Raw genomic sequence first — 21,777 nt, 5'->3', positions numbered from 1 at the left:
CCGCATAAGACCATAACGAAATCTATCGGCGGCGCACACTGAATATGGCGGAAGTTCTCAAACCTGATCTCTGCATTATCGGCGCTGGTGCCGCAGGACGTGCTGCGGCTACCATCGCCCGTCGGCACGGTGCCGATGTCGTGTTGATCGACACAGGGGTGGAAACCGGCGATAGCCTCGCGGCCGGTGCGCTGCCGGCTGCCGCCCTGGCCGCCGCCGCCGCCCGGGCCCAGTCAATGCGCACGGCCAGCCAGTTCGGCATCACCAATGACGAACCCAGGCCCAGTTTCCGTGCCGTGCACGATCATGTGCAGTGGGCCATCGCCGCCATTGCTCCGGGCGAAGGCGTCGAGCAATTACGGGCTCAGGGCATTGTTGTCATCGAGGGCCCGGCGGTGTTTGTCGATTCTCGGACGCTCAAGGCCGGTGATATCCCGATACGCGCTCGCCGCTTCGTGCTGGCCACCGGCTCGCAGCCGCACATTCCCTCTATCCCTGGCCTCGATCAGGTGCCGTCTTTCACGGTCGACAGCATCTTCGCCAATACCCACAAGCTGAGCCATCTGGTGATCATCGGTGGCGGCAGCATTGCCCTGTCATTGGCACAGTCCCATCGGCGCCTGGGCGCCATGGTTACGCTGTTGGCGACCGGACCGCTGCTGCCGGATTTTGATCCCGAACTGGTCGAGGTCGCCCTGCGCCGGCTCCGCGAGGAAGGCGTGGCCATTTATGCTGATGTCGAGAAGATCGCCATCCAGCCACGCAGTCAGGGTATTGGCGTCACTGCACAAGTGGGGCCGGGGACAGAGAGCCTCGATGCCTCCCATATCCTCATTGCTGATGGGCGGCAGCCCAATCTGGATGGGCTGGGATTGGATGCGGCTGGCATCAGGCGCGACCACATCACGCCGCAGCGGCTGGCCCTGGGCAAGACCCTCACGACCAGCAATCGGCGCGTTCTGGCCATCGGGGATGCTGCCTGGCCCGATCAATCGCCACAATCGGCCCGCCAGCAAGCGGCCCGCGCCGTCGAGCACGCCCTGTTTGGCCAGAAAGCCCGATTCGATGTCGCAGCTTTGCCGCGACTGGTGGCGGTCGATCCCGAGATCGTTGAGATCGGTCTGACCGAGCTGGAGGCACGGCGGCGCCGCAAGGCCGATTACCGCGTCCTCCGTGCCAGCTTCGCCGAGAACGGCCGCGCCATTGTGTCCCGGCAGACCTTGGGCACGGTCAAGTTGATGACCGATGCCAAGGGGGTGATTCTCGGGGCGGCACTCCTCGGGCCAGGAGCAGGGGAGCTGAGCGCGCTGTTTGCCCTGGCGTTGCGCCAGCGGATTGCCGTGGCCGATCTTGCCGAACTCGACCTGCCCGAACCCAGTTTTGCCACTGTCGTGACGCGTCTTGGCCAGATCTGGCGCGATGCAGCCAAGCCTGATCCGTGGCGGCAGCGTCTGCTGGCGCTCAACCGGATATTGCCCTGAGGGCAAGCCGTGCCCGGGGGCTTTCGCGCAATCCTGCATGCCGTATAATGGCTTGAAATGACAGCCAAACGCAGCGTCCTCCCTGGCTGGTTCTCCGGCCTCTCGATCAAGTTGATCGCCACCATTGTGGGGGTGATTTTTACGGTCGCAGTCGTGGTCTATCTCCCCACCATTGCCAATTACCGCGCCAGCTGGCTCGATGATCGCCTGCGCATCGGGGTTGTCGCGGCGCGGGTGCTGGACGCCGTGCCCGACGTAATGGCACTGCCCCGCAACCTGACCGACCGCCTGCTTGCCTCGGCGGGGGCTGACGCCATCGTCTATCGCCGTGAAGGCCAGAGCCAGCTGATCGAGCGTGCCGATGCTGTGACCCCCACATTGGCCGTCACCGCCGACATGCGCCAGCGCGACTACGTCACCCTGATCATGGGCGCGTTGGATACGCTGTTTTCCGGCGGGGGCACGCGCACCCTGCGCATCGTCGGCGAGGGTGATTTTTCGGAAAGCCTCGTCGAACTGCTGATGCCCGAGCGCCCCCTGCGCCGCGACATGCTCGAATTCTCGCGCAATATTGTGCTGGTCTCCTTGCTGGTGGCCACCTTCACCGCCTTGGCACTCTATCTTGTGGTCAGCCGGCTTTTCATCTTTCCGGTGCGGCGCCTCACCGCCAATATGCTCGCCTATCGGCGGGCGCCCGAAAACGCCAGCCTGATCATCGTGCCGTCCACCCGCCGCGACGAGATCGGCATCATGGAGCGCGAACTGGCGGCGATGGAGACAGACATCTTCTCCATGCTGCGCCAGCGCCGCCATCTGGCCGATCTCGGCCTAGCCGTCGCCAAGATCAATCATGACCTGCGCAACACCCTGACCTCGGCGCAATTGCTGTCCGATCAGGTGGCGACCCTGGATGATCCAAAGGTGCAGCGCCTGGCGCCGCGTCTGGTGACCACGCTGGACCGCGCCATCGGCTTCGCCCAGTCGGTGCTCGATTACGGCCGCGAAAGCGCTGCCCCGCCGGTTCCCGCGCCAATTGACCTGCGCAGCCTCATCGACGATGCCGCCTTCGATGCCAGGTTGGTCGGCCACCCCAGTATCGCCTTCGTCAATGGCGCCCCCGCGGGCCTGCGCATCAATGTCGATGGCGGCCAGTTCGCCCGGGTGTTTCTAAACCTGCTCAAGAATGCCCGCGAGGCATTGGAAGCCTCCGGCACAGCGATTCCCGATCCCCAAGTCAAAGTGCAGGTCGAAGAGAATGCGGATGGCCTGGCCGTCAGCGTCATCGATAATGGTCCGGGCCTGCCGCCCCGTGCCCGCGACAATTTGTTCATCGCCTTCGAGGGCTCGGCCCGCGCCGGCGGCACCGGGCTGGGGCTCGCCATTGCCCGCGAACTGACGGAAGCCCATGGCGGCCGGCTGATTTTCGTCGACGTACCGCAAGGCACGCGCTTCGATGTCATCCTGCCATCGGCCGTCCGTTTGCCGTGAAGAAGCAAGTTCTCCACATTTCTCTCCAGAGCGTGCTTGCCAACCCCATAAGGCCCATGTATGGGTTGCGCCGCTGCACACAGGAGCTGCGCCAAGCGCCGCTTCCACCGTGTTGCCGTTGAGTTCACCTCAACAGTGCGCGCCCTTAGCTCAGCTGGATAGAGCACCAGACTACGAATCTGGGGGTCAGGAGTTCGAATCTCTTAGGGCGCGCCATATCTCTTTTATCACCGGAAATTTCAGCTAACATCTTGAACGGTAAGGCTATATTTGCCGTTCTAAATCCCCTTTCGCGCTGGTATTGCAGGCGGGTCGGAAATGCGAGCTTGAGCACTGTCTTGCGGTGGTCTAGCTGTCCCGAGGCCCATAGATTCCAAGGGTTTGCGAGGAACGACAGCGCCGTTCTAAGTGTTTTGCTGTAGCTGGTCTTCGGGCCTGGCATTTCTGCGATGCGCTCTTCTAAAACGAGCCTCTCGCGTTCGAGCTTTTCGACCCGCGCCCCGATAACAGCAATTATCTTGTCGGCACCGCCGTCAGCAATGCTATCGACCAATTGGTCGATCTGCTTTTCCACTTTTGCGATCTGCGAACGGATTGCCTTCTTGCGCGCTTCGCCCTGAGCGACACGATGATTCCACAAGTCGTGGAACATCATCTCCGCTACCTTCATCAGAGATTCGCTAGGCACAAGCGACTTCAGGATTTTTTCAAATTCCCCTTCGATCTTGGCGCGGCGGATCGACTTGCCATACGAAGCACATCCGCGTTTGGGGCAAAGATAGTAGGGGTGTTTGGCGTGTGAGCCCTTCGACCAGCAGGCGGTCAATGGCGTGCCGCAATCGTCGCAAGCCACATAACCTCTTAGCGGAAAGTCCTCATCGACATTCCTTTTGCGCGGAGCATAGAAGCCGCCAGCTAGTCGATCCTGAACACGCTGCCATGTCTGAAAGCTGACGATGGGCTCATGCTTGGCGGGACGCAATGAAACGTCCCAGCTCGGCATCTCTATATAGCCAGCGTATAGGCATTGATTGAGAAGGCCAGACACGCGCTGATTGGTCACAACGCCGCGTGCTCCTTTTGGGAACAGCGGGCTCTCCTGAAGAAAGCGCATGACATCGGCCTGCGTGCCGAAGCGCCCGGAGGCATAGCCCTCAAGTGCTTCCTGTATGATGGAGGCGACAGGCTCGTCTCTAAAGAGCATCCGTCCTTGACCTGGCACACTCTTATATTTGTAACCCACTGGTGCCTGAAGGGTCCAATAGCCGTTTTGCGTGCGCGCCTTCATGCGGTTTTGGGTTTGCTCAGCGTTCTTCAGACGCTGGTGCTGATACACTTCTACCAGCAGCGCTTCGATAAAAGCTGAGTCGGCATCCTGCCCGAACTTAAAGGAGGGGGACTTCAGATCGCCGCCCGCAACGTCGATAGCCTTTCGAAGCTCCCAATAGACATCCCTGTCGCGGCCGAGACGTGAGATGTCATCAATCAAGACGATTGTGCCGCTGCGGCGGTTAGTGCGCAGAAAGCTCAGCATGTCCGCCATGCCGCGACGGACCGCAGTCGAGCCGGTGATGTCGTCGCAGAAAACCTCGACAATTGTATATCCTAGGCGCTCAGCGAACTCCTGGCAGCGCGTCTCCTGAGACTTAAGCCCGTGACCTTCGCGGAGCTGTTTGGTGCTCGACACGCGGCAGTAAATCACAGCCTGCGCTGTAGGTTGATGTATCGTCATGGGGTCTCCTTTCCGCTTGGCGGTGATCGCTTCTCCGTGTTTGATGATGAGGGAATTGTACCATCAGCGGCTTCATCATCGGCCCCCTCAATGATGCCCTCGAAAATCTGCCCACAAATTTCGACGCTCATCCCCAGTTCGACAAACGAGCGTAGAATTTCAAAGTAGGCATGCAATAGTTCTTCGATCTGCTCATCAGTCTGGCCACTGCCCTCCAGCACCTGTTTGTACTTTTCGGTGTCCATCTCAAGATCGCTGACAGCGGGCTCGAAAGCATCGAGCTGTTTTCCGGCAAACTCGTTGAAGCCGGTGATATTGCCCTCGTTACTCATGACTGGCCTCCTTTCTCGTTCGCCGCCAAAAGAACCCGGCAATATAGCGAACATTTGCAGAACAAGCAAGGAATAAATTCCTACAGTGCTAAGATCTTTAAGTCTTGCGTGTTGCGACTAGCCCTATCTTTTTTGCTCTAAAGAGCAACAGAATATGGTTAATTTGGTAAACTCGCGTCAGAACAAATTCCAAACCGAATAGATATTGCGAAGCGGAAATCCAGTATTTCTCGCATTCGTGAAGGAGGTGAGGAAACTCCTTTCCGTTCAAAAGTATTTCTTTTTTTAATGCCTAATTATTAGAACCACAAAAACGTTCGTTTCTGTAGAAATTTGAATCCCCTTTTTGCTTTGGGGTACGCTTTTTTTGGGGCGTGCTGAATTCCGCTCTTTTTGATAACAAAAGCCAACGCTGCACGGCTCAAAGGGGCGGCGCACGAAAACGAACCATATTGTGCAGACCTCGGAGCCAGACCTACCAGCCATCCAAGAAACCCCGGCGATGAGGACCATCGGCTATCTGCGGGTTTCAACCGCAGAGCAAAGGCCGGATCGTCAAATAGACGGGCTGAAGATGATCTGTGACGAGCTGCACATCGAGAAGCTTTCTGCGGTCTCTCCGCACAGGCCCGTCTATGAGCGGGTGATCGCCTCGCTGCGGCGGGGCGACATGCTGGTGGTGTGGGATCTGGACCGCGCCTTTCGCTCCGTCATTGATGCGCTCTCTGAAGCGGAGAAGTTGCGCGCGCGCGGCGTTCACTTCCGCATCGCCAATCTCAGCATCGACACCAGCACACCGGCGGGCATCTTCGTCTACACGATGATGAGCGCGCTGGCTGAGTTTGAGCGGCGCATGCTCTCACAGCGCACTAAGGAAGGGCTGGCCGCTGCAAGGCAGCGCGGCAAGCGCCTTGGCCGCCCACCCAAACTGACACCCGAGCAATTGAGCGATGCGCGGACGCGCGTGTGCGCAGGCGAAACCACGCGCTCCGTTGCCGAAGATTTTCACGTCGCGCCCTGGACGCTCAGCCGCGCCCTGCGCCGTCACTAGCCGATATCGAGGAAGGGAATTGATGATGAAAGCTTTAGTCAGAAACCTTGCCATTCATGCATCGGCGGCAGTCGCCGCAACCATGGCCGTTGTCATGCCCGCCCAGGCGGACGAGCGGATGATCACGATCAAGTTTCCCATTATCGCCTGCGCAGACAGCGAACTCATCACCCAGTTGGAGCGACTGATCCGTTCGGGCGATGATCCCGCCTACCGCCGCTATCTCAATGAGCTGTTCGTCAATCCGCACTGCAAAGTGCATGCCCTGGGTGAAGGTGTTTATCTGGAGCAGATGGACGTGCTCGACAAAGGGATGCGCATGGGGCTCCAGAGCGCCTTGTCAGAAGCGTTCGGCTTCAACGTCCCTTCGGCGCCTGCCATCGTCCGTGTGCGCGCTGAAGGCGATACCACTTACCGCTACACCTTGCTGCAATTCCTGCTTTGATCGGAGCCGTGTCATGAACCATTTCACGGGATGGCTCATATCGGGCATCGCCGCTACGGCGTTCCTGCTGCCGATGGCTGTTGCGGCGGACGACGATGTAAAAATCCAGAAAGTCCAGAAGCGCTATCTGCTCATGTGTGAGCGCGCCGAGCAGATGGGCGGGCTTCTGGTCGCCAATGCCGACCCCGACCCCGGCGTGTTCCTTGAGCACTTCACTGCGCTCTCGAATGATCCGAGCTGCGAACTGCTAAAAAAAGGCGACACCGTCTTCGTCCATCTGCCGGGCGGATGGGAGCCTTATGTCGATGCGTTTGTGACCGGCACGCTGCCATCGGCATACGACGGCGCTCCCCCAAATGCAGACATCATTCGCGTCCGGCTCGGCGGTGAATCCGTCTGGCGCTACTCGCTTATGCGCTTCTTGATCTAGCGCCCTTTATCGAAGGAGCATTCATCATGTCCGATCATGAAAGCCCGATGCTCAAAGCTTCCCGGCAGATGAGCGACGCCAGAGCCCATGGGTATAACACTTCCGGGACCATGGCCGGACAGGTTGGCGCGGACGCCGCGCAGCGCGAGCGCAATGCCCAAAAGGTTCACGCTACACCGGCCCGCAGTTCCGGCGGTTATTCAGGCGGGGGCGGAGGTGGCGGGGGCGGAATCGACAGTGTGTCCGATTTTTTCCGCCTCCTGTTCGGCGGCGCTATCTCGATTGCCGGGCTGTGGTTTCTCGGTCCGGTGCTGCTGCCCTGGGTGTGGTCGGGGATCGTCGCTGCTTCGTCTGCGCTGGGGATTTGGGCAGCAGACCGCGCACTGGAGGCCGGTGCCGCCCTGCTGGGCTGGGCACCGGACATTGCCGGTTATCTGGTCGTGGTCGCGCTCAGCCTCATCGCCATGTACGCATTCGCTCTTCACACCGGACGATCAATTCTGCTGGCCGCTGCCTTCTGGCTGGGCGCGCTCGCTGGCATAGTTTTCATGCTGCTGCGCTGGCATGATCCATCGACTGAGTTCTCATGGACAGGCGCGGCTGTGTGGGCGTTCCCGGTCTATGGGTCTTTGCTCAGCACACTGACATTGCCGCTGGTCTACCGCCGGTTTTGCCGGAACAGTTTTGGCGAAAATCTATCGCGAGCATTTACTTGTCCGATGATGCTCCTGGCGATTTTTTCCATCGGCATGGTCTGCGTTGGCTTTGGTATCGGCCAGCCGCACATCATTGCTCCGGGTGTGATGATCATCATCGGAGCATCAGCGCTGCTCGCCGGGTTGATGATCACAAGCGCCCTTGCCACGCTTCTGGTTGGTATCGCGCAGGACTAGCCGAGCGCTTTTTCATGCCGATACGGCCTTTGGCCGTTTGCCCCTGACGGCTTACCCGATGGGGTCGCGCCGTCAGCCCCAAACCCCTCCCGTTGGGGTAGCAGGTGGTATTACCTGCTGCGATGAGCCGGAGAATCTGGTGAAATCGCCCCATGTTCAATTACTACAATTCTGAGCGCGTCCCGCGCGAGCGGCTCTATGAGCTGGTGTGGGAGCAGCCCATGCAAAAGCTCGCGGCTGAGGTCGGCATATCCGATGTCGCGCTGGCCAAGACCTGCCGTAAGTCCGGCATCCCTTTGCCGCCGCGCGGCTACTGGGCGCGGTTACAGGCGGGCAAGGCTGTCGCCCGCATTCCGCTACCGGTGCGAGAGCTGGGAGAGGCCACCCATGTCGCCGTATCCGGCAACATCGCCGGTGTTTTGACCCGCCGCTTTGGCGAAGGGGCCTGCGAATATCAGGACGGCCCGTACGAGGACATCGACGCCATGGCGGCGCGTTACCGCAAGCGCCTCGGCAAGATGGTAGTACCGCGCGACTTCTCCAAAGCGCATCCCGAAATCCGCAAGCTGCTGGATAAGGACGAGCTGCATCGGCAGAAGAAACTGACCGAGCGCTGGTACTACCACGAGCCGGTATTCGACACGCCCTTCGAACGGCGGCGGCTTCGGATCATCAACGCCCTCTTCATCGCGGCATCGCGCACCGGCGGCAAAAGCTGGGTGAATGACCAGAGCGCGCGCGAGTTTGGTATTACCATCGGCGACCAGCAAATCAGCCTGAAGCTGGACAAGCCGCAAAGCGCCGGTGCCCGGCGCGGTAGTACCAAGGCTGGTACTACCGATCAGTTGCGGCTTGCCATTTCCTACCATGAACCGCCCGGCGGCATCGTCATGGCATGGGTGGACGAGGCGGACACCACAATTGAAAAGCGCTTCGGTGACATATTCATTGAGATCGCTATCGCCGCCGAGCAACTTCATCGCGGATGGATACGCCGTCAGATCCAATGGGCCCTGGAACGCAAAGCCGCCGCCGAAGAAAAGGAGCGCCAGCGGCTCGCCGAGATTGAGCGACAACGCCAGGAGCGCATTGCAGCCTTCGCCAAGGCGCGGCTGGATTCGCTCCATGCCGATGCCGCCGCGCTCCAGCAGGCGGCCAATATCCGCGCCTACGTCGCCCGCGTCAAAGATGACCTGGCCGCATCTGCCCCCGCAGGCCGTCTTGAAACATGGTCGGCCTGGGCATTGGCCGAGGCAGATCGTCTGGACCCGATTGTGTCAGGAAGAGCATTTGAGACATTGGAGAGGCTGGAGCAGGAAGAGGAGGGCGGAGAAGGCAGTGAGAAAGCACAGAAGACAGAGGAGGGGATAGGGCGGTAAGGGAGCAGGAGCGCGTTGACGGTTCAGTGCCATCAGTCCCGGTTCGCTCAGAATTCCATTATCGTTGTTCGCAAGATGTGCGGGGTAGTACCCGCAATCTTGGCAAGGGGGCCGCTGCGCGCCCCCGTTGCATCCCCCAGGCCATTGGCACGGCTTCGGCATTGAGCCTTGTCGTGCCATCGGGCCGTATCGCCGCCCCAGCACTCGCAAGAGACTTCGCTCTCCCTGCACCCATCGATCAAAGGGTCTTATCGCCACCCCTTGAAACCAGCTCGCGGTCGTGTGGCCGCCGCACCACCAGTCAGAGAAGCGTTCCTGCTCCTCCCACACCTCCATGACGATTTCATCGAGAGCAAAGGGCGTTCCTGCCCTCATGCAAGGCCGCGCGATGAGGCACGGGTTGAGATGGCTGTCCGATGGGGGGCTTGCCAAAATGGCCAAAATGGCCATAGTGGGCTACAGTTGAACAGGAGTCGCGCCATGCAAAGCATGTCGGCGAAGGACGCCAAATACGGCTTTGGGCGCTTGATCGATTTGGCTCGCGCCGAGCCGGTGTTGATCGCCAAGCATGGTCGGCCAGTCGTAGTGGTAATGTCGGTTGAAGAATACGAAAGATTGAAAAACAGCGTGGTTGGTGGCGAAGACAAAAACTTGAACACAAGCAAGACGGCCCAGCCAACTGGCGCCGGAGAGAACTGAGCTGCATCAATGATAACGACAAAGCCCGAACGCGATCTTGAAGATGCTCTGGTATCCAAGCTGAAAGACCTCAAGTATGAGTACCGTCCTGATATCCGCGATCGCGCCACGCTAGAGAAAAACTTCCGTGAGAAATTCGAGAGCCTAAACCGGGTTACTCTTACCGATAGCGAGTTTCAGAGGCTGACAGACGAGATTGTCACGCCAGATGCGTTCGCCGCTGCCCGGACACTGCGGGAGCGCAATAGCTTCATTCGTGATGACGGCACGCCGCTGAACTACACGCTCGTCAACATCAAGGACTGGTGCAAAAACTCGTTTGAGGTGGTCAACCAGCTCCGCATCAATACAGATAACAGCCACCATCGCTATGACGTCGTTCTCCTGATCAATGGCGTGCCCGTCGTTCAGATCGAACTGAAAACCCTTGGCGTAAGCCCGCGTCGCGCTATGGAGCAGATCGTCGAGTATAAGAACGATCCCGGTAACGGCTATACCAAAACAATCCTGTGTTTTCTGCAGATCTTCATCGTCAGCAACCGCGATAGAACATTCTATTTCGCAAACAACAACGCGCGTCACTTCGCTTTCAATGCCGAAGAGCGTTTTCTGCCAGTCTATGAGTTTGCGGATGTCGACAACAAGAAGATTGTCCATCTCGATAGCTTCGCCGAGACCTTCCTCGTTAAGTGCACGCTTGGTCAGACGATCAGCCGCTATATGGTTCTGGTTGCAAGCGAGCAGAAGCTCCTGATGATGCGGCCTTATCAGGTCTACGCGGTGAAGGCGATCGTCGACTCCATCGCGCAAGACTGCGGCAATGGCTACGTCTGGCACACCACTGGCAGCGGCAAGACGCTCACATCTTTCAAGGCGTCAACGCTTCTGAAGGACAATCCGGACATCGAGAAGTGCCTCTTTGTCGTGGACCGCAAGGATCTCGATCGCCAGACTCGCGAGGAGTTCAACAAGTTCCAGGAAGGCTGTGTCGAGGAGAACACAAACACGGCGTCCCTCGTTCGGCGCCTTTTGTCGGACGACTACGCCGACAAGGTCATCGTCTGCACGATCCAGAAGCTCGGCCTCGCGCTGGACGAGAACAGCAAACGCAACAAGCAGCAGAAGAAGGACGGCAAGAAGAGCTTCAAGGAGCAGCTGGAGCCCCTGCGTGACAAGCGCATTGCCTTTATCTTTGACGAATGCCACCGGTCGCAATTTGGCGAGAACCACAAAGCCATCAAGGAGTTCTTTCCGCGCGCCCAGCTCTTTGGCTTCACCGGAACCCCCATCTTCGACCAAAACGCGGCTCAGCAGAAAATCGAAGATACCCAAGCCAGTATGAAGACGACGGAAGACTTATTCCAGCAGCGCCTTCACACCTACACGATCACCCACGCCATCGAAGACGGAAACGTCCTTCGGTTCCATATCGACTATTTCAAGCCACAGGGTAAAACTCTGCCGAGGCCCGGCGAACCTCTGGCCAAGAAGGCAGTGATCGAGGCGATCCTTGCCAAGCATGACCAGGCCACTGGGCAGCGTCGGTTCAACGCCCTGCTCGCCACATCGTCGATCAATGACGCCATTGAGTACTACGACCTTTTCAAGACGATGCAGGCAGAGAAGCTGGGCGTTGATCCCGGCTTCCAGCCGTTGAACATCGTCTGCGTCTTTTCTCCACCTTCGCAATTGGCTGAAACCCCAGAGGCGAAGAAGGACATCGAACAGCTTTCTGAAGACCTTGAACACGAGAGAGAAGACAACAAGGTCGATCCTGAAAAGAAGAAGGAGGCCCTGAAGGCCATCCTTACCGACTACAATGTCCAGTACGGCACAAACCACAAGATCGGTGAATTCGACCTCTACTATCAGGACGTGCAAAAGCGGATCAAAGACCAGCAATGGCCGCATTCCGACCTGAAGAAGGCTTACCCAAACCAGCCGCACCACAAGATCGACATCACAATTGTGGTCGACATGCTGCTGACCGGCTTCGACTCCAAATTCCTGAACACCCTCTACGTCGACAAGAACCTGAAGCATCACGGCCTGATCCAGGCCTTCTCGCGGACGAACCGGGTGCTTAACGCCACCAAGCCCTATGGCAATATCCTTGACTTCCGCCAACAGCAGTCGGCCGTCGATACCGCTATCGCCCTCTTCTCGGGCGAGGCCGCTGCCGAAAAGGCCCGCGAAATCTGGCTGGTAGACAAGGCTCCGGTGGTCATCCAGAAACTGGAAAGCGCAGTGCTAAAGCTCGACACCTTCATGAAGTCGCAGGGCCTCGACTGCGCCCCTGAGGCCGTGCCCAACCTCAAGGGAGACGCAGCCCGTGCGGCTTTCATTGAACACTTCAAGGAGGTCCAGCGGCTCAAGACGCAGCTGGACCAGTACACGGACCTGACCCTGGAGAACGCGGTAGCGATCGAACAGGTCCTGCCGCGCGACGACCTACTAGGCTTCCGCGGCGCCTATCTGGAAACCGCGCAGCGCCTCCGTGCACAACAGGGCAAGGGCGCGGACAAGCCCGCGCAAGAGGCGGACCAGCTTGATTTCGAGTTCGTGCTCTTTGCCTCGGCCGTTATCGATTATGACTACATCATGGGCCTGATCGCTCGCTATTCCGAGGCGAGCCCTGGAAAGCAGAAGATGAGCCGCGAAGAGCTAATCGGCCTGATCCAGTCCGACGCCAAGTTCATGGACGAGCGCGAGGAGATCGCGGCCTACATCAACACCCTCAAGGCGGGAGAGGGCCTAAGCGAAAAGGCGATCCGCGACGGTTACAGACGCTTCAAGGCGGAGAAAAACGCGGCGGAATTGGCGAGCATCGCGGGAAAGCATGGGCTGGTGAAGGAGGCGCTGCAAAGCTTTGTTGATACCATTTTGCAACGCATGATCTTTGATGGCGAGGCGCTAACCGACCTGATGGAACCCCTTGGCTTGAACTGGAAGGCTCGGCGCGTGAAGGAACTGGACCTGATGGCCGACTTGATGCCTTTGCTGCTCAAGCGGGCCGGTGGGCGCGAAATTTCGGGGCTGAGCGCTTATGAGCAGTAAGGGGAAATCATCTGCCGAGATGGGCAGCGGCCCTGCGTTGATGCCGAAGCTACGGTTTCCAGAGTTCAAGGCCGCACCAGGCTGGAAACACAAGCGGTTGGCATCATTCTTGAGAGACAGCAGTGGGCGCGCGCGATCCAACACCACGCTGCCGGTCTTTAGCTCGACTCGAGAGGGGCTTCAGCGCCAAGACACATACTTCGACGGCAGAGTCCTTCAGAACAAGAATGACTATGGAGTGGTGCCGCCGGGATGCTTCGTTTATCGCCACATGAGCGATGATGGGTCTTTCAAATTCAACATCAACCACACTGGAGGCGAAATCGCCGTAAGCAAAGAGTATCCTGTTTTTGAAACGGTCGAGCTCGAATCTAATTTTCTTCTCGCATTGTTGAACGAGGGTGAGCATTTCAAGCGCTTCGCATTTTCGCAGAAGGCAGGTGGCACGCGGACTCGACTATATTTCAGTAAACTTTGCGACTGGCGTGCCCCACTACCGACCCTTCCCGAACAACAAAAGATCGCAGACTTTCTAAACTCGGTAGACACGCTGATTACCGCGCAGGGGCGGAAGGTGGAGGCGTTGAAGGCCCATAAGAAGGGCCTGATGCAGCAGCTTTTCCCACAGGATGGCGAAACCCAACCCCGCCTCCGCTTCCCAGAGTTCGAGGGGGCGGGGGAGTGGGAAGTCAAGCCACTCTCAGAAGTTGCAACCTATGAAAACGGGAAAGCCTACGAGCAAGACATTGTGGAAGACGGCAGGTACATCGTCGTCAACTCGCGTTTCATTTCAACAGATGGCGTGGTCCGCAAGTACACGAATGCGGACTATTTGACTGCCAATGCGGGTGATGTCCTGATGGTCTTGAGCGATCTGCCGAAAGGCAGGGCGCTTGCGAAGTGCTACTTTGTTGAAACAAATGACCGATATGCTGTTAATCAGCGCATTTGCAGGCTAAAGGGAAAGCAACTAGCCTCCAAATTCCTGTTCTTCATTCTCGATCGTAATCCTAATTTGTTGGCCTATGATGACGGGCAAACTCAAACCCATTTGAGTAAAAGCAACGTGCTGGAGTGTCCGCTTTGTGTTCCACCGACCAAGGCTGAACAACAACGCATCGCTGGCTGCCTCACCTCTCTCGACGAGCTCATCGCCGCCGAGATCCGAAAGCTCAACACGCTCAAGACACACAAGAAAGGGCTGATGCAGCAGCTTTTCCCCAAGATTGGGGAGGATGACGAATGAACGGTATCCGTACCTATCATAACTTAAGCAAGCTCGTGACACGGCTGCGGGATGATCTGAATGACGCCGATTTCGTGCTGCTTTACGCCTACAACCGTACCGGCAAAACACGCCTCTCGATGGAGTTCAAGGACGCTGGCAAGCGCAAGCATAAGACAAAGAACCCGACCGGCACTCCCGACACGCTCTATTTCAACGCCTTCACCGAGGATCTGTTCGTCTGGGAGAATGACCTTGAAGGCGACAGCGTGCGCCGGCTCCAATTGAATGAGAAATCATCGTTCTTCAACGCGATGACTGAACTCACGTTGGACGAAACGATTGCGCAATATCTTTCGCGCTACGCCGACTTCGAATTCGACTTCACCTATAAGGAGGTTCAGCAGGACAAGGATACCATCTCAAAGCCCGATTTCGTGAGCTTCCGCAAGGGCGACGAGACGAACATCAAGGTGTCGCGAGGCGAACAAAACATCTTCATCTGGTGCGTATTCATGGCGATCTGCGAACGGATGCTGGATGGCCATCAGTCGTATCAGGGCAAGAAATACCTCTATATCGACGACCCTATCTCGTCGCTAGATGACAATAACGCGATCTCCGTCGCCTGCGACCTCGCCAAGCTCCTCCGCCGAGCGGCCACGCGGAAAGATGGCAATGGCGCGCCGACACCGATCAAGGTGATCTTTTCTTCGCACCACGCCCTGTTCTTCAACGTGATGTGTAACGAAATCGGCGGCCGGGTCCAAGGCGAAGCGAAAGTCACCCACAAGCGCTATTTCCTGCACCGCCCGGACGGCGACGGGACCTACACTCTTCAAGCAACCCACGACACTCCCTTCTTCCACCACGTCGCCACTTTGGCTGAGTTGCAGCGCGCCGCCGATCCCGCCAAAGGGAAGCTTTATACCTTCCATTTCAACGCCCTGCGCAGCGTCATGGAGAAGACGGCCTCTTTCTTCGGGCATCCGAGCATGGCTTTCTGCCTGAAGGCGCTCGACAACGAAGAAGATCGGGCGCTGTTCAATCGTGCCCTTAACCTGTTGAGCCACGGCGCTTATGCGATCAACGAACCCACTGAAATGGGCGAGGACAACAAAGAACTTTTCCGCCGCATCCTGCGCGAGTTCATCTCGCGTTTTGAGTTCGCTTTGCCAGGAGTTATCCCCACTCAACCTGTATCCGTACCAGAAGAGGCCCCCGCACAATGAACGATCAACTTCAGAAACAGCTGGGCAAGACGCTCTGGAATATTGCTGATACGCTACGCGGCGCAATGAACGCGGACGACTTTCGCGATTACATGCTGTCTTTCCTCTTCCTGCGCTATCTCTCTGACAACTACGAGATTGCCGCCAAAAAGGAGCTCGGGCACGACTACCCCGATCCTAACGCGATTGGCAACGGTGGGCGTTCGCCCCTCTCTGTATGGTACGCGGAGAACCCCGATGATGTTGCGGATTTTGAAAAGCAGATGCGCCTCAAGGCGCACTACGTCATTAAGCCGGAGCACCTGTGGACCAGCATCGCACATATGGCGCGCACCCAAAACGACGACCTGTTGAACACCCTACAGGCGGGTTTCAAGTACATCGAGACCGAGTCGTTCCAGAGCACGTTCGGCGGCCTGTTCTCGGAGATCAATCTCGGCTCTGACAAACTCGGGCGGTCCTACGCTGATCGCAACGCCAAACTCGGCGCGATCATAACCGAGATCGCGAAAGGGCTGGCTGATTTTTCCTCAGATGTAGATGCGCTAGGCGACGCCTACGAATATCTGATCGGCCAATTCGCCGCCGGGTCGGGCAAGAAGGCGGGCGAATTCTATACCCCGCAGCAGGTCTCAGACATCCTTTCCGCAATCGTGACGCTCGACAGCCAGGAGCCTGCAACCGGCAAGAAGGAACGGCTGGCCAGTGTGCTCGATTTCGCGTGCGGCTCAGGTTCGCTGCTGTTGAACGTGCGGAGGCGCATGGGGCCGCACGGCATCGGGAAAATCTACGGGCAGGAAAAGAACATTACCACCTACAACCTTGCCCGCATGAATATGCTGCTGCACGGCGTGAAGGACACCGAGTTCGAAATCTACCACGGAGACACACTGGCCAATGACTGGGATATCCTGCGCGAGTTGAATCCGGCCAAGAAGCCCGCTTTCGATGCCATCGTAGCCAACCCGCCTTTCAGCCTCCGCTGGGAACCTACTGAGGCGATGGGCGATGACGTTCGATTCAAGAACTACGGCCTAGCGCCCAAGTCTGCTGCGGACTTTGCCTTCCTGCTGCATGGCTTCCACTTCCTGAAGGACGAGGGCGTTATGGCCATCATCCTTCCCCACGGTGTGCTATTTAGAGGTGGGGCGGAAGAGCGCATCCGAACAAAGCTGCTGAAGGATGGCCACATTGATACGGTCATCGGATTGCCTGCAAACCTGTTTTATTCGACAGGTATCCCGGTCTGCATCCTTGTGCTGAAAAAGTGCAAGAAGCCGGACGACGTGCTGTTCATCAACGCAGCCGAGCATTTTGCGAAGGGCAAGCGCCAGAACCTGATTACCGACCAGCATATCAGCAAGATCATCGACACTTACCAGTTCCGAAAAGAAGAAGAGCGTTACTCCAAGCGCGTGAGCATGGAGCGAATTGCTGAGGAGGGTTTCAATCTTAACATATCGCGCTACATCAGCACTGCTGTGGACGAGGCCGAGATTGATCTGTCGGTCACCCAGAGTGAACTAGTTCTGCTGGAAAAGCAGATCCGGGGCGAAACTTCGAGACACAACGCTTTTTTGAAGGAACTCGGGCTCTCCCCGTTGCCGGGCGGCGAGTGAGCATTCGTCTTTCCGAATGGCCCCAATAACGGACACAAGCACACGCCCCAAGCACATCAGCTCAGATCGGTGTCGGTCGCTGCCGAAGGTAGTGGCAAAGGGCTCTGTGTCTGCTCCAGCCATTGATACTTATCCGGCTTCAGCCGCACATCCCGCAGATAACCGTCCATCTCCGGCCTCTCCCAGAAGTTGGGAGTATTCACTGTGAAAAATCCCAGGTCACGCGCGTCGAGCAGGGAGGTGTCGCCGCCAGTGGCCGCGCGGATATCTTCGACCTGGAGCAGCGGACGGGATTGCTCTGACAGTGTGTCACCCGAGCCGTTTACCTGATTGGCGTTGACGTTGAAGCCGCGCACCATGACCGAGGTGCGCCCGGAGCGGTGCTCGATATCGCGCATGGTGTCCGAATCCGGCAGACCGCGATAGAGCGTGTGCGCAACTGCCTTCTTCCAGGTGCGCGCCAATTCCTTACTGTAGCGGTTTTCAATCTGGGCGGCAGCGTTCTGAAACACGCCAAGGAAATTGATACCGCCTTGTCGGTAGAGGGTGAGGATTTCCCAGAAATTCGACACATAGAGCTGTCCCCATTCTTCCCCAACGACGAGCGCGCGCAGCGGGCCAGGCGCGTCGGCAAAGCGCTCAATGATGGCGGCAGCCATTGCACCGACAAAGGTGCGGCTGGCTTCTGAGCGGGCCGAACCGATGATGAAAAGCGCCGTGCGCTCGCTCTTCATTTCTGCCGGATCGAAGGAGTTTTCTTCTGTGACGGAGCGGCCCGCAGAGCCGGGTTGGAAACCCTGCAACCGCTCAATGATAAGCGAGGCATAAGCATTCCATTGATCGGTGGATTCAGTCAGGCTTGCGATCTGGCGGCACATGCCCGCCTCATTGGCGAGGTGCGGGTTCTCCGCCCATTCAAGCAAATCATCGCCAATGTCAAAACGGCTGCGCCCGAAAAAATCCCATAAGCCGCCTGGCGAGCACGGCCAGCGGTTCAAGGGAAGTAGCGCGGTGATTTTGTAATAGAGCGCGAAGGCCGAGCGCACACCTTGACCGATCCAGCGGTGGTTGGCGTTGGGATCAAGCGGTACGAGATAACTGGCGGCGTCATAGGCGGCCTCTCCTAGGATGCCATGCAGTTCAGGCCGGGCGGCAACTTGCAGCACGCGCGTTGCCAGATTGTAGGTTTCTGACGGATAGCCATAGAGGCGGCCTGGATTGATGAAGCGCACGCGGTAGCCTTGCCGCTCCAGCGTCTTCCAGGACACCCACGCCAGCTCTGCATCCTTAGGATCGGTGATGATCTTGGTCAGGTGCGCCGTGCGCGGCGAGACAAGATTGACCCCGAGAAACCGGGTCAGCTTGCCTTTGCCCGCCTGCGCATCGATGGCAACAGGTTCGGTGCCGTCATAGACAATGGCCCGGCCATTGAAGAAGCCGAGTTCAATCCCGCGCCTCATAGCAAGCCGCCCTTCTTGAGTGCCTTGCTGTCATTCACTGTGGCCTTGCCGAGCGCGCCGCTGGGATTGGCGTTCAGCATGTCCTGCAAACGCGCCGCCGCCTGCGCTTCGGCCCGGTCCCTGGCAATGCGGGCCTGCGCCGCGTCGCGCCAGGCGCGCTTTTGCTCGCCGTGGGATCTGAGCATCCAATAAACACGGTAGATGTCATCGAGGATCATGCGCCGCGCCCCTATTCGTCGTCCCAACTGGCATAGCGAGTAAGCCGGGGCTGCGACGGCGGCGGCAGGACTTCTTGCTGGCGCGATGCCCGCAGCGAAATAGTATCGTCCTCATCGACGTAGGGCATGCTGATATGACGTGCGACCAAGTACTCAAAGCCGACTGAGAACACGGTGTACCCACCCGCGATGTAGTAGGTCAGGTACTCCCATTTGACGGTGAGGTCTGTCAGGTACTCAGCCAGCAGCAAAAATGCCGGAACGCTCACGGCACCGAGCACGCCGCGCACGATGAATGCGCGCGCATTGCCAGCGTCTATGTAGATACGTCCGAGACGGAGGCCATTTCGCCAGGCGATCAGGCACAACAATGTCCAGGTAAAGGCGATGAAGGCCGCAAGGGCAGCAATGCCCATCGCCAGATACATCAACGCCACAAGCACAATCGAGATCACCCAGGCGATGACCGCCAACAGGATCAGGAGGATAACAACGTCCGCTCCGCCTCTAGCCATTTTCGCTTCTCCTAGCGTGTGAGTTTCAAGCTGGTGGACGCGCTGCGATCTGCGCGGCCTTCGGATTTGCGTCTGCTCTCGCCGCGATCCCGGCGCGGCGGTTCACTCCGGCCCATCGTGAGATAGCGGCCAATATCGCTGCGCAGCGCCGACAGGCGTTCGGCCTGCTGCTGGCGCAGTTCCTGTTCGCGCTCTCGCAGGACGGCGCGCTGCTTTAGGTGCTGTTCGATGAGCTTTTGCCGTTCCACCGCCTGCCGCTCGCTTGTCGCTTTGGCCTCGGCTTCATTCTGGCTTTTGATTTTCTTGTAGGTGCCAGTCAGCCGGGCCAGCAGGCCGCGCAGACCCTTGGGCAGGCGTTCAGCCCGCGCGCGGGTTTCCGCCTGCCACTCCTGGGCGTGCTGACTTTCCAGCGTATCGCGGACCTTGCGTTGAAGCCGCACCATCTCTGCGCGGTAGTTTTTGAGCTGGCTGTCCCGCTCTTTGAAATCCGCGCGGGATTCCTCGACATGACGCCGCAGCGCAGGCGTCATCTTTTCGGCGATCTGCTTTTTTGCGTCCTCAACCGTGCCGAGGTTTTCGCCATCACCGAGCCGATCTCGGACGTCTTTGGTTTTGAGGCCCAGCATGCGCGGTAGCGACCAGACTTCGCCGCGATGATCGAGCACGACATGGCTTCGCCGATCACCGCGCGCCAGGAAGAAGCCGCGTTCCTGCAAAGCCTGATTAAGCGCAGTAGCGCTGTCCGATCTTTGCCAGCAGTCCTGCAAGGTGGATTTGAGCCAGCGCGGATCAATGTCCTGGCGTTTTGCCTGTTGCCATTCCGCCAGGGTGAAGTTGACCGGATTGCGCTCTGCCGCGTTCTCGAGGCCGCGTGGCATTTTCCAGCCATGCTCAAGATAGAGTTCGCGAGAAAGACCAGAGAGCTTGGTTTTGAAAAAGCTCATCTGGCGCGCAGTCATGGTCTGCGCATCAATACGCGACCACACGCAATGCGCATGGCGGCGGCCTTCTTTTTCATGGAAGACGATGGCGCGCGGCTGGCCATCCAGTCCCAGTTTTGTTTCAGCCCGGCCAATCGCCTCTTCGAATTGCTCCACCGTGACGCTCTCGGAAGAGGGCGGGCTGAAAGACAGCGAGAACAGATACTGTCGGCATTTCGTCCCGCGCGCGACGGCCTCAGCTTCCTTGAAAGCGCCCTTGAGATCGCGCGAAGCGAAACCGCGCAGCTCATGCAGCCGGACATGATCGTTATCGTTGATATTGAGCAGATGAGCGGCGAGGTTCTGCCCGCCGCTGCGCTGTGAACCTTTGAGGATCATCATTCGCTCTCCGGCTGCATGCCGAGCGCCCGCAGCAGCAGCGCGCGCAATTCCTGCACGTCACTGAGCGCAGCCGACAACTGGGACTGGATTTCGGGGGTGATGGGGAGCGAACCGATCTCTGCGTAAAATGAGAGCTGGGCCAATTGACTGGGGATTTCAGAGTTACCCAACAGCGCCAACACCCGCGCCAGCGCCTCCCGGTCCTGTATGGATAGGCCCGTCCGGCGCAGCCGCTGCACTGGGGCATCGCCGAGCACTTTGGCTTTTATATAGGCCCCCAAGGGAGCGCCTGCGGCCTCAGCAGCCAGGCGGGCGCGTTCGGCCTCACTCAATCTCAGGGAGAAGGGAGCGGGACGCTTTTTCGCTGATACAGGTCCGAAAGCCGTCTTGAGCCGGACTTCGCGAACAGCCTTTTGCTCGTTTATGGACATGGCGGCACCGGAGGCTTGGCATCAAGCTTCCGGTGCTCAAGATAGGTGTTCCAGTCGGCCAGAACCTCGAACAATTCGTTCGAAGTTTCTAGGTCGAGGCGCGCCATTCTTCTCTATCACATAGCGATAGTAGACGACCTGCTTGTGATGCTTGCAGCATCGGGCTCGCCGGAGGTTTAACTCGTCAATAGCAATTATGTTGCTGGATGGTGAGCTCTTGGTGCGGGGTGCGCGGGGCTATTCACTCCCTCGCAAGTGATGCGAAGGAGAGGATGCGTTGACGAAGCCGGGTACGCCGCAGAAAGGTTTTCTGTCGGGGTACCGGGTGCCTGGCGTCGAGCATTGCGGCAAATTCTGCCCCGATCCCGAAGTGAGGGAATCAACATAGGAACGGACGAGCCCTGTTCGCGATGGGGGATGCGCGGTTTACCGCGGCGGACCGCCGCTCAGTTTTCCGTGCCGGCCAGATCGATCATCACGGCATCGAAATATTGCTTTGGCCGGGGCAGTACGATGATCGGGTCGATCAGGCGCACGCATTCGGCGTAGTGCTCGGATTGTTTATGTGCCTGAAACGCGTCCTCGTCACGGAACACTTCATAAATGGTATATCGGTTCGGTTCGTCCTGACTGCGCAGGACATCGAAACGCAGGTTTCCCGGTTCTTTCCGCGTACCCTCGAAGTTGATGCGAAAAGCCTTCTCGAACTGGTCGGCGAAACCCGGTTTCACGTTGATGGTAACAAATTGCACGAACATTCGCGTTTCC

General features: G+C 58.4%; 19 protein-coding genes, 1 tRNA gene and 1 pseudogene. 13 read left to right on the top strand and 8 right to left on the bottom strand.

Going from position 1 to position 21,777, the window contains the following annotated elements; genetic code table 11:
• The first annotated feature begins 44 nt into the window (after positions 1-44).
• The 3 genes from BUA69_RS11070 to BUA69_RS11060 all read left to right on the top strand — a co-directional run bounded on the left by BUA69_RS11070 (position 45) and on the right by BUA69_RS11060 (position 3,185).
• Positions 45-1,481 (top strand): FAD-dependent oxidoreductase, encoded by a 1,437-nt coding sequence (locus tag BUA69_RS11070; protein WP_046136923.1) that lies wholly within the window; start codon positions 45-47, stop codon positions 1,479-1,481.
• A gap of 57 nt (positions 1,482-1,538) precedes the next feature.
• On the top strand, positions 1,539-2,969 hold the full coding sequence (locus BUA69_RS11065) for a sensor histidine kinase (RefSeq protein ID WP_046136924.1): 1,431 nt from the start codon (positions 1,539-1,541) through the stop codon (positions 2,967-2,969).
• 139 nt (positions 2,970-3,108) lie between these two features.
• A tRNA-Arg gene (locus tag BUA69_RS11060) sits at positions 3,109-3,185 on the top strand.
• A 502-nt stretch (positions 3,186-3,687) separates the two neighbouring features.
• Here the strand turns inward: BUA69_RS11060 and BUA69_RS21480 are convergent.
• Positions 3,688-4,701: pseudogene (locus BUA69_RS21480) on the bottom strand (recombinase family protein); the annotation flags it as partial.
• On the bottom strand, positions 4,698-5,033 hold the full coding sequence (locus BUA69_RS11050) for a hypothetical protein (protein ID WP_046136926.1): 336 nt from the start codon (positions 5,031-5,033) through the stop codon (positions 4,698-4,700). The pseudogene BUA69_RS21480 and the gene BUA69_RS11050, both read right to left, overlap by 4 nt.
• A 502-nt stretch (positions 5,034-5,535) precedes the next feature.
• Between BUA69_RS11050 and BUA69_RS11045 the strand changes: the two genes are divergently transcribed.
• The 10 genes from BUA69_RS11045 (at position 5,536) to BUA69_RS11000 (ending at position 17,063) form a co-directional block, all read left to right on the top strand.
• Positions 5,536-6,084, top strand: coding sequence for a recombinase family protein (locus BUA69_RS11045; RefSeq protein WP_046136927.1), 549 nt, complete (start codon positions 5,536-5,538; stop codon positions 6,082-6,084).
• Positions 6,085-6,103: 19 nt separating this feature from the next.
• Entirely contained in the window at positions 6,104-6,529 is a 426-nt protein-coding gene (locus BUA69_RS11040) for a hypothetical protein (RefSeq protein ID WP_143154488.1), read from the top strand.
• 13 nt (positions 6,530-6,542) lie between these two features.
• Positions 6,543-6,959 carry a hypothetical protein gene (locus BUA69_RS11035; protein WP_046136929.1) on the top strand — a complete coding sequence of 139 codons (417 nt, stop codon included), beginning with the start codon at positions 6,543-6,545 and terminating at the stop codon, positions 6,957-6,959.
• Between the two features lie 26 nt (positions 6,960-6,985).
• On the top strand, positions 6,986-7,852 hold the full coding sequence (locus BUA69_RS11030) for a hypothetical protein (protein ID WP_046136930.1): 867 nt from the start codon (positions 6,986-6,988) through the stop codon (positions 7,850-7,852).
• Between the two features lie 152 nt (positions 7,853-8,004).
• The gene (locus BUA69_RS11025) at positions 8,005-9,231 is read left to right on the top strand and encodes a hypothetical protein (RefSeq protein WP_046136931.1); all 1,227 of its coding nucleotides are present in this window, start codon (positions 8,005-8,007) and stop codon (positions 9,229-9,231) included.
• Between the two features lie 480 nt (positions 9,232-9,711).
• A complete protein-coding gene (locus tag BUA69_RS11020; protein WP_046136932.1) occupies positions 9,712-9,930 on the top strand; it encodes a type II toxin-antitoxin system Phd/YefM family antitoxin in 219 nt (72 codons plus the stop codon).
• Between the two features lie 9 nt (positions 9,931-9,939).
• Positions 9,940-12,987, top strand: coding sequence for a type I restriction endonuclease subunit R (locus BUA69_RS11015; protein WP_046136933.1), 3,048 nt, complete (start codon positions 9,940-9,942; stop codon positions 12,985-12,987).
• Entirely contained in the window at positions 12,977-14,233 is a 1,257-nt protein-coding gene (locus BUA69_RS11010; RefSeq protein WP_082093982.1) for a restriction endonuclease subunit S, read from the top strand. Before BUA69_RS11015 ends, BUA69_RS11010 begins: the two co-directional genes overlap by 11 nt.
• A complete protein-coding gene (locus BUA69_RS11005) occupies positions 14,230-15,444 on the top strand; it encodes an AAA family ATPase (protein WP_046136934.1) in 1,215 nt (404 codons plus the stop codon). Before BUA69_RS11010 ends, BUA69_RS11005 begins: the two co-directional genes overlap by 4 nt.
• Positions 15,441-17,063: a type I restriction-modification system subunit M gene (locus BUA69_RS11000; RefSeq protein WP_046136935.1), complete on the top strand. Its 1,623-nt coding sequence runs from the start codon at positions 15,441-15,443 to the stop codon at positions 17,061-17,063. Before BUA69_RS11005 ends, BUA69_RS11000 begins: the two co-directional genes overlap by 4 nt.
• Before the next feature lie 56 nt (positions 17,064-17,119).
• On the opposite strand, the gene BUA69_RS10995 is transcribed toward BUA69_RS11000, so the two are convergent.
• The 6 genes from BUA69_RS10995 to BUA69_RS10970 form a co-directional block, all read right to left on the bottom strand.
• Positions 17,120-18,523 (bottom strand): TraM recognition domain-containing protein, encoded by a 1,404-nt coding sequence (locus BUA69_RS10995; RefSeq protein ID WP_046136936.1) that lies wholly within the window; start codon positions 18,521-18,523, stop codon positions 17,120-17,122.
• Positions 18,520-18,741, bottom strand: coding sequence for a hypothetical protein (locus BUA69_RS10990; RefSeq protein WP_046136937.1), 222 nt, complete (start codon positions 18,739-18,741; stop codon positions 18,520-18,522). The genes BUA69_RS10995 and BUA69_RS10990 overlap by 4 nt, the downstream gene beginning before the upstream one ends.
• 11 nt (positions 18,742-18,752) lie before the next feature.
• The gene (locus tag BUA69_RS10985; protein ID WP_046136938.1) at positions 18,753-19,256 is read right to left on the bottom strand and encodes a hypothetical protein; all 504 of its coding nucleotides are present in this window, start codon (positions 19,254-19,256) and stop codon (positions 18,753-18,755) included.
• A gap of 11 nt (positions 19,257-19,267) precedes the next feature.
• Entirely contained in the window at positions 19,268-20,578 is a 1,311-nt protein-coding gene (locus tag BUA69_RS10980) for a relaxase/mobilization nuclease domain-containing protein (RefSeq protein ID WP_244468818.1), read from the bottom strand.
• A complete protein-coding gene (locus BUA69_RS10975) occupies positions 20,575-21,009 on the bottom strand; it encodes a hypothetical protein (protein WP_046136940.1) in 435 nt (144 codons plus the stop codon). The genes BUA69_RS10980 and BUA69_RS10975 overlap by 4 nt, the downstream gene beginning before the upstream one ends.
• A gap of 446 nt (positions 21,010-21,455) precedes the next feature.
• Positions 21,456-21,767, bottom strand: a complete 312-nt coding sequence (locus tag BUA69_RS10970) for an antibiotic biosynthesis monooxygenase (protein WP_046136941.1) — start codon at positions 21,765-21,767, stop codon at positions 21,456-21,458.
• Between the last annotated feature and the right edge of the window lie 10 nt (positions 21,768-21,777).

The organism is Devosia limi DSM 17137 (assembly GCF_900128975.1).
Lineage (GTDB): Bacteria > Pseudomonadota > Alphaproteobacteria > Rhizobiales > Devosiaceae > Devosia > Devosia limi.
Note: the sequence above shows the minus strand (reverse complement) of the source record. Positions and strands in the feature narration are given on the sequence as shown.